At 67.9% G+C, this 6,050-nt stretch carries 10 protein-coding genes; 8 read left to right on the top strand and 2 right to left on the bottom strand.

All coding sequences use genetic code 11. The annotated features are described in order from the left end of the window. The first annotated feature begins 200 nt into the window (after positions 1–200). On the top strand, positions 201–461 hold the full coding sequence (locus tag AC0699_RS39000; RefSeq protein WP_478671177.1) for a hypothetical protein: 261 nt from the start codon (positions 201–203) through the stop codon (positions 459–461). 83 nt (positions 462–544) lie between these two features. On the opposite strand, the gene AC0699_RS39005 is transcribed toward AC0699_RS39000, so the two are convergent. Both AC0699_RS39005 and AC0699_RS39010 read right to left on the bottom strand, forming a co-directional pair. After that, the gene (locus AC0699_RS39005) at positions 545–886 is read right to left on the bottom strand and encodes a hypothetical protein (protein WP_478671182.1); all 342 of its coding nucleotides are present in this window, start codon (positions 884–886) and stop codon (positions 545–547) included. A 393-nt stretch (positions 887–1,279) separates the two neighbouring features. Beyond that, positions 1,280–1,540: a hypothetical protein gene (locus AC0699_RS39010; protein WP_478671186.1), complete on the bottom strand. Its 261-nt coding sequence runs from the start codon at positions 1,538–1,540 to the stop codon at positions 1,280–1,282. A 343-nt stretch (positions 1,541–1,883) separates the two neighbouring features. Here AC0699_RS39010 and AC0699_RS39015 point away from each other — a divergent pair, with 343 nt between their 5' ends. From AC0699_RS39015 to AC0699_RS39045, 7 genes are all read left to right on the top strand, one after another. Further along, positions 1,884–2,102 (top strand): hypothetical protein, encoded by a 219-nt coding sequence (locus AC0699_RS39015; RefSeq protein ID WP_478671190.1) that lies wholly within the window; start codon positions 1,884–1,886, stop codon positions 2,100–2,102. A 30-nt stretch (positions 2,103–2,132) separates the two neighbouring features. Further along, positions 2,133–2,348, top strand: a complete 216-nt coding sequence (locus tag AC0699_RS39020; RefSeq protein WP_453662468.1) for a hypothetical protein — start codon at positions 2,133–2,135, stop codon at positions 2,346–2,348. 67 nt (positions 2,349–2,415) lie between these two features. After that, on the top strand, positions 2,416–4,254 hold the full coding sequence (locus AC0699_RS39025) for a M50 family metallopeptidase (protein WP_478671198.1): 1,839 nt from the start codon (positions 2,416–2,418) through the stop codon (positions 4,252–4,254). A gap of 61 nt (positions 4,255–4,315) precedes the next feature. Then, positions 4,316–5,002 carry a hypothetical protein gene (locus AC0699_RS39030; RefSeq protein WP_478671203.1) on the top strand — a complete coding sequence of 229 codons (687 nt, stop codon included), beginning with the start codon at positions 4,316–4,318 and terminating at the stop codon, positions 5,000–5,002. A 168-nt stretch (positions 5,003–5,170) separates the two neighbouring features. After that, a complete protein-coding gene (locus AC0699_RS39035; RefSeq protein WP_478671207.1) occupies positions 5,171–5,464 on the top strand; it encodes a transposase in 294 nt (97 codons plus the stop codon). Beyond that, positions 5,464–5,766 carry an IS3 family transposase gene (locus tag AC0699_RS39040; protein ID WP_478671212.1) on the top strand — a complete coding sequence of 101 codons (303 nt, stop codon included), beginning with the start codon at positions 5,464–5,466 and terminating at the stop codon, positions 5,764–5,766. Before AC0699_RS39035 ends, AC0699_RS39040 begins: the two co-directional genes overlap by 1 nt. A 21-nt stretch (positions 5,767–5,787) precedes the next feature. Further along, positions 5,788–6,030 (top strand): hypothetical protein, encoded by a 243-nt coding sequence (locus tag AC0699_RS39045; RefSeq protein ID WP_478671216.1) that lies wholly within the window; start codon positions 5,788–5,790, stop codon positions 6,028–6,030. The last annotated feature ends 20 nt before the right edge of the window (positions 6,031–6,050 follow it).

A 6,050-nucleotide genomic window follows, 5' to 3' on the forward strand; every position in this document is an offset into this window, starting at 1 on the left:
CCCGATTCCGGCTCCGGCCCCGATTCCGGCTCCCGCGACCAGCCTTGACCGGGGACTTCGGGTCGGCGGTGCCCAGACATATCCAGTGATGCATATGTCCTGGCGAAACAGTAGATCAGGCAAGAAATAGGTTTGATTGGGGCTATCCTCTCCCCCGCGGGTGGGATGAACCGCCCGGGGCCTCCGCGAGAGGGGGGTACGTGCTAGTCGTTCCAGGAGCGTTCGCGACCGCCGTCGTCCGCGACAGGACGGGAGAGCCGGTGGTGCTGCTCTCCGGTGAACTCCCCACAGCCCTCACCCCCTCCGGCGTGAACGAACTGCTGAATCTGGCAGCGGCCGTACTGAGCGCCGAGGAGTTGGCGCTCTTCCGGAGTTGCCTCGCGGCGCTGCGCTGCGGCGAAAGACTCGAGGAAAGGCGTATCGAGGTGAGCGGGGCCGTGTTGACCATCTACCGCAGCTGACCACGGAGCGATGAAGGGCTCCCGGGAGTCCTCCCGGGAGCCCTTGCTCGGTTCCGGCCCGAGCGAGACCGGATCAAGCCGGATCAGAAGCGGCGGTAGCAGTCTCTGTCGTAGTCCCACCTGTACCCGTCGTGAGTGCGGTACCTCCCATAGGAGTTGTGCCAGTACGTCCTGTGCGCACCCCGGCGGTCCCAGCGGTCCCAGCGGTGGCGGCAGTCATCGGCCCACCGGTTCCAGTGGCGTCCCCAGCTGTTGTGCCGGTGCCGCCGGTGGTCGAAGTCGCCGCACCGGCCGTTGAAGTCGCGGACGCTGTTCACCGTCACGGACGAATGGGCCGGGGCGGCCATGGCCGTGCCGGTCAGCGGAATGACGATCGCGGTCACGGTCAGGGCCGCCGTCGCAGCGGCGCGCGCGAAATTTCTCACCACGTTTCTCCTCGGTTCGATGGATTTCCTGTGGCCCACCGGACGTTACTCGGAACCCGTACTCGCTTCATTCGTGAAATCGGGCCGCGAGGGCTTGTCGGCGCAGGGCCGACTTCTGTACGAGGCACGCCGAAAAGCTGCCCTGAGCTTTACTTCAGGAAGCTTTCAGGAATTGCGGAAGGTGAGGCCGGGAAACACTCGCCAGGGTGACTGAACTGCGGTGTGTTGGGGGTTGTTTGCGGACTTCGGCGGTTTTGCGAAAAGGCTTCAATGGTGCACCGTGTTGTGCGTTGAAGAACTCGCCTTGTTCGCCATTCGGGGTGGGGCTGGGCTGCCGGGAGTCCCGGTGTCGAGAGATGTCCCGCCACGTGTTCTGCGTAGTCGGTTCCGTGGTCAGCTGCGGTAGATGGTCAGCACGGCGCCGCGCACCTCGATGCGGCTCTCCTGGAGTTCTTCGCCGTAGCGCAGCGCCGCGAGGCAGCTCCGGAAGAGCTCCAGCTCCTCGGCGTTGAGCACAGCGGCTGCCAGATTCAGCAGTTCTTTCACCCCGGAGGGGGTGAGGGCTGTGGGGAGTTCACCGGAGAGCAGCACCACCGGCTCTCCCGTCCTGTCGCGGACGACGGCGGTCGCGAGGGCCCCTGGAACGACAAGCACGTGCACCCCTCTCGCGGAGGCTTCGGGCGGTCCGACCCGCCTCGGGCCACGAGAGAATAGCCATCGGGGGCCCTGGCGTTGCCGGTTGGAATGCACCGGACTGGGCCGATCGGGTGAGGCTGCGTACGCGTCGGCGTCTGATGCGGTCTCACCCGCCACCTCTCCCACCTGCTGGTTTCCCGGACGTGCGGCGTGCGCCGCCGGTGAGCGGGATGTGCGAGTCGCTTGTCCGGAGTGATCCGGCGCCCTACTGTCCAACCTCGTCAGACAGATTGTCCGGCATGGATGGACGCGTTCGGGATCGGATTCCGTCCTCCATGCCCTTCGTGCAAAGGACCCCACCATGCTTGGCATTCGAGAGCTGGACGCCGAGGCCGCCGCGGAGCTGCTGCCCGGTCGCGAGGCCCTGGGCCGGCTCCGGTTCAACTTCACCAGGACCACGAACGTGAGCGAGCGCATCGCCTACGTCAACGCCCACAACGAGTCGCTCGCGGCCAACGTCTGCTCGCCGGACGCCATCGCGTCGTCCGGGGCCACCCAGTCCATCAACGTCAGCCAGTAGCGGGCGCTTCATTCCAAGAAGGGTTTCACCATGAACGACGAACAGCTCAATGCCGAGGCCGCCGCGGAGCTGCTGCCCGGTCGCGAGGCCCTGGGCCGGCTCCGGTTCAACTTCACCAGGACCACGAACGTGACGGAGCGCATCGCCTACGTCAACGCCCACAACGAGTCGCTCGCGGCCAACTTCGACTCCCCGGACGCCATCGCGGCGTCCGAGGCCACCCAGTCCATCAACATCAGCCAGTAACAACGCCCGGAAGTGTGCGGGCCGCGTTCTTGGGGGCGCGGTCCGCACCGGGAGGAAGAGCAGGGCGGTGACCGAAAGCCAAAGGGTTCACCCCGGTCCCGTGGGGGCGGCGGCCTGCGACCCGGACGAAACGTTTCCCTCGTATGAATGCACGGAGATACTGTTTCCCGTTCCGCGGCTCGGCGCGGGACTGCAACTCCTCGGCGAATACCAGGGATCCGGTTCCACGGAACGCAAGTATCTCGTCCGTCGCGGAGACGGACAGGTGGTCCAGCTGTCCCGGTTGCTCTACCTGGTGACCGAAGCCGTCGACGGCGTACGGGACACCGAGACCATCTCGCACCGGGTCAGCGGCCGCTTCGGGCGCGAGGTCAGCGCGGACAACATCGAGTACCTCATTGAGCAGAAGCTCGAACCGCTCGGGGTCACCGTCCCCTTCGGCCAGGAGAGCGACCAGGTCGCCGGCCCCACCACTGACCTCCTCCTGGTCCTCAAGGGCCACCGGGTGATCTTCCGCGAGCATCAGGTCGCCCGTATCGCGAAGGCGTTCGCGTGGCTGCACCGGCCGCCGGTGGTGGTCATGGTGCTGCTGTCGGCCCTCTGCTTCGACTTCTGGCTCTTCGCCGTCCACGGCGCCATCCAACCGGTGCTGCAGGTGCTCGAACAGCCGGTGCTGATGCTGGCCGTGTTCGTGCTGATCGTGGCATCGCTGGTCTTCCACGAGTTCGGCCACGCATCGGCATGCAGATACGGGGGCGCGAGACCGGGAAGCATCGGATGCGGTCTCTTCCTGATCTGGCCCTCGATGTACACCGAAGTCACCGATGTCTACCGCATCGGGCGGGCCGGCCGGCTCAGGACCGACCTCGGCGGGGTCTACTTCAACATCGTCTTCGTGCTGGGCCTCGCCGGCGCGTACTTCCTCACGGGGCAGCCGTTCTTCCTCGCCGCGATCTACCTGGTGCACTTCGAGATCATCGAGCAGCTGCTGCCGGTGGTCCGGCTGGACGGCTACTACATCCTCGGCGACCTCGCCGGAATCCCCGACCTCTTCGGCAAGATCAAGCCCATCCTGCGGAGCATGCGGCCGGGCCGTCCGGTGCCTCCGGAGGTGGCCGCTCTCAAGCGTCCAGCGAGGATCATCGTCACGATCTGGGTGCTGACCATGGTGCCGCTGATCGCCGCAGAGCTCGGTTACGTCCTGTGGAACCTCCCGCGCCTGCTCAGCACCAGCCTGCGCTCCCTGACGGAGCAGCTGGGCGGGACGTGGTTCGCCTTCTTCGACGGTCAGATCACCGCGGGACTCGTCGGCGTCGTCGGAAGCTTCATGCTCATCTGCCCCCTGGCCGGCGCGGCGTACCTCACCGTACGCCTGGTGGGGCGACTCGTGAGGGCCACCGCCCGCGCCACGGAGGGCAACACCCGGCTGCGCCTGGCCATCTGTGGCTGCGTGGTGGCGGGAGCCGGCGCACTCTGCGCGGCGTGGCTGAGCGGCATGACCCCCGAGGTGCTGCCGCGGCAGCCACCCATCACCCCCATTTTCCAGCCCGGCGTCCCCGTGGTCCGCCCGACTGCACCGGCTCCCGCCGCAGCGCGGCCGAGCCCTGCCCCGCCGGACTCGTTCGCCCCCACCAGCTCGCCGCCCGAGGCGGTCCCGTCCGAGCCCACCCCGGACGTCAGCGCTTCCGGCGAGGTCCCCACGGCGAGTGGCTCCCCGTCCGCGAGCACTCTGCCGGTCACTCCGGAGCCCCCGCGGGCGAGCCCGACGCCGAGTGTCAGCCGCACCTCGGCATCACCCTCGCCGTCGGCCAGTGTCAGCTCTTCGCCCGGGACGCCGAGCCCCACGCCATCCGGATCCCCTTCACCCTCGGCGACCCCTTCGGAGTCACCGAGCGACCCGGACTGACAGCCCCTCCTCCCCATCGAGAACCCCCGATTCTTCCCGTACGTCCGCAAAGGAGCACCCAGTGACGCACCGAAAGCCACGCACCAGCCAAGCAGGCCGCAAGGCCGCGCGGCTGGGCATGCTGGCCGCCGCCTGCATGGCCGGCTTCGCCACCACGAGCCCGGCCGGAGCGACATCGTCCGCATCTACGGCCACCCGCCATGTCGGCATCGCGGTGGACGAAGCCCATGCGAAGGCCACCCCCAGGCATCGCATCGACTACGACGACGAGTTCGCGATCCATGAGCTCGGAACGCGCGTCGGCGTCGGTGCCCGCAACAGGGCGGTCGCCCGCTCGGTGGGCTGCTCGCTCGACAACCCGTGCCGGTCGGTCGCCCTGTCCTTCCAGGTCGTCACCACGACCGGAAGCATCACGCACCTCAACGCCACGAACACCAGCCGCGCGGTCAACGACCACTGCGAGGGCTGCCAGACGTTCGCCGGCGCGTATCAGTTCATCGTCTCCACCCCGTACTCGTTCACCCTGAGCCGCTCGGCCCGGAACGAACTCGCCCGGCTCGAAAGGCGGCTGGGTGAACTGGAGCGGAGCCGCGAGACGATCCACGTCGTCAAGGCCCGCGCCGATTCCCTCGCCGCCGAGGTCGTGACCGTGCTCAGGGAGGCGGTGGCCGCCGCACCACGTGGCGCGGACGTGAACCCGCTGAGCAGCTTCCGGCCCACAGTCACCATGCGGCGTCACATCGACTAGGCCCTGTCGGCCGATCAGGCCGGACGGGCCCTGCCGTCTCTCCGTGCCGAACTCGGCATCTCCCGGCTCGGGGATCCGTTCCCCGAGCCGGCAGCCGGACCTCGTCTCCCGTCTCTCGTCTCTCGTCTCCCGTCTCTCGTCTCCCGTCTCCCGGAGGGATGACCAACCATGAGCTACCCACCCGAGCTGCGTCGTCGGGCCCTCGACCTGCTCGCCGTAGGCGAGCCTGTGAAGAAGGTCGCCGTCGCTCTCGGCCTCAGCGAACGGACGATCTACCAGTGGCGGCGCAGGTACCTGCCGCACCTCCGGAGCGGGCGGGCCGTCCCGCACGGCGGGGCGGAACTCAAGGCCGCGCGCAAACGCATCGTGGAGCTGGAGACCGAGCTCGCCGTTCTTCGGCGCGCGACCGAGCTGCTGTGTGACGCGACGTCCCCAAAAGGCGATTCGGGGCGGTACACGTGATGGCCTGCGAGGGTCTGCCGGTGCGGATCGCCACGAGTGCCCTGGGAGTGACCGAGTCCGGGTACTTCACCTGGCGCTCCCGCCCTCCGTCCGCACGGTCCGTCCGCCACTCCTGGCTCACCGAAGTCATCGCGGCGATCCACGCCGCTTCGCACGGGACCTATGGATACCGGCGCATTCACGATGAAATGACGCTCCGACATGGCATCGCGGTCAGCCGCGGCACAGTGCAGATCCTGATGCGCCGGGCCGGCATCCAGGGTGCCGGCGGGCCCCGCCTTCGAGGCTTCGTACCTGAATGAGAGAGCAATTGGAGCACGATCATGGAATATCCGACATTCCCGACGCCCCCGCTGCCGATCTCCGCATTCCTGCGCCCCTACCTGCGCGTGGGGGAGGATCTGCCGGCAACGCAGGCACATCAGGTGATGCTGCACTGCGCGTTGGACGCGGCATGTCTCCCCGTACGGTTGACCGACACCCATGCCGTCGCCCGGATCGCCGAGCTCGACTACCGGACGGTGAACGCCGTGATCAGCTGGCTGCGGGCCCTGAGCGAGCGGTGAACGTCCGAAAGTCCGGCTCA

The organism is Streptomyces sp. NPDC043870 (genome assembly GCF_056435785.1).

What these genes read in the sequence shown, in the direction of transcription:
- AC0699_RS39015 (WP_478671190.1), top strand. Translation starts at nt 1,884, where the DNA reads ATGCTTGGCATTCGAGAGCTGGACGCCGAGGCCGCCGCGGAGCTGCTG.
- AC0699_RS39020 (WP_453662468.1), top strand. Translation starts at nt 2,133, where the DNA reads ATGAACGACGAACAGCTCAATGCCGAGGCCGCCGCGGAGCTGCTGCCC.
- AC0699_RS39035 (WP_478671207.1), top strand. Translation starts at nt 5,171, where the DNA reads ATGAGCTACCCACCCGAGCTGCGTCGTCGGGCCCTCGACCTGCTCGCC.
- AC0699_RS39040 (WP_478671212.1), top strand. Translation starts at nt 5,464, where the DNA reads ATGGCCTGCGAGGGTCTGCCGGTGCGGATCGCCACGAGTGCCCTGGGA.
- AC0699_RS39045 (WP_478671216.1), top strand. Translation starts at nt 5,788, where the DNA reads ATGGAATATCCGACATTCCCGACGCCCCCGCTGCCGATCTCCGCATTC.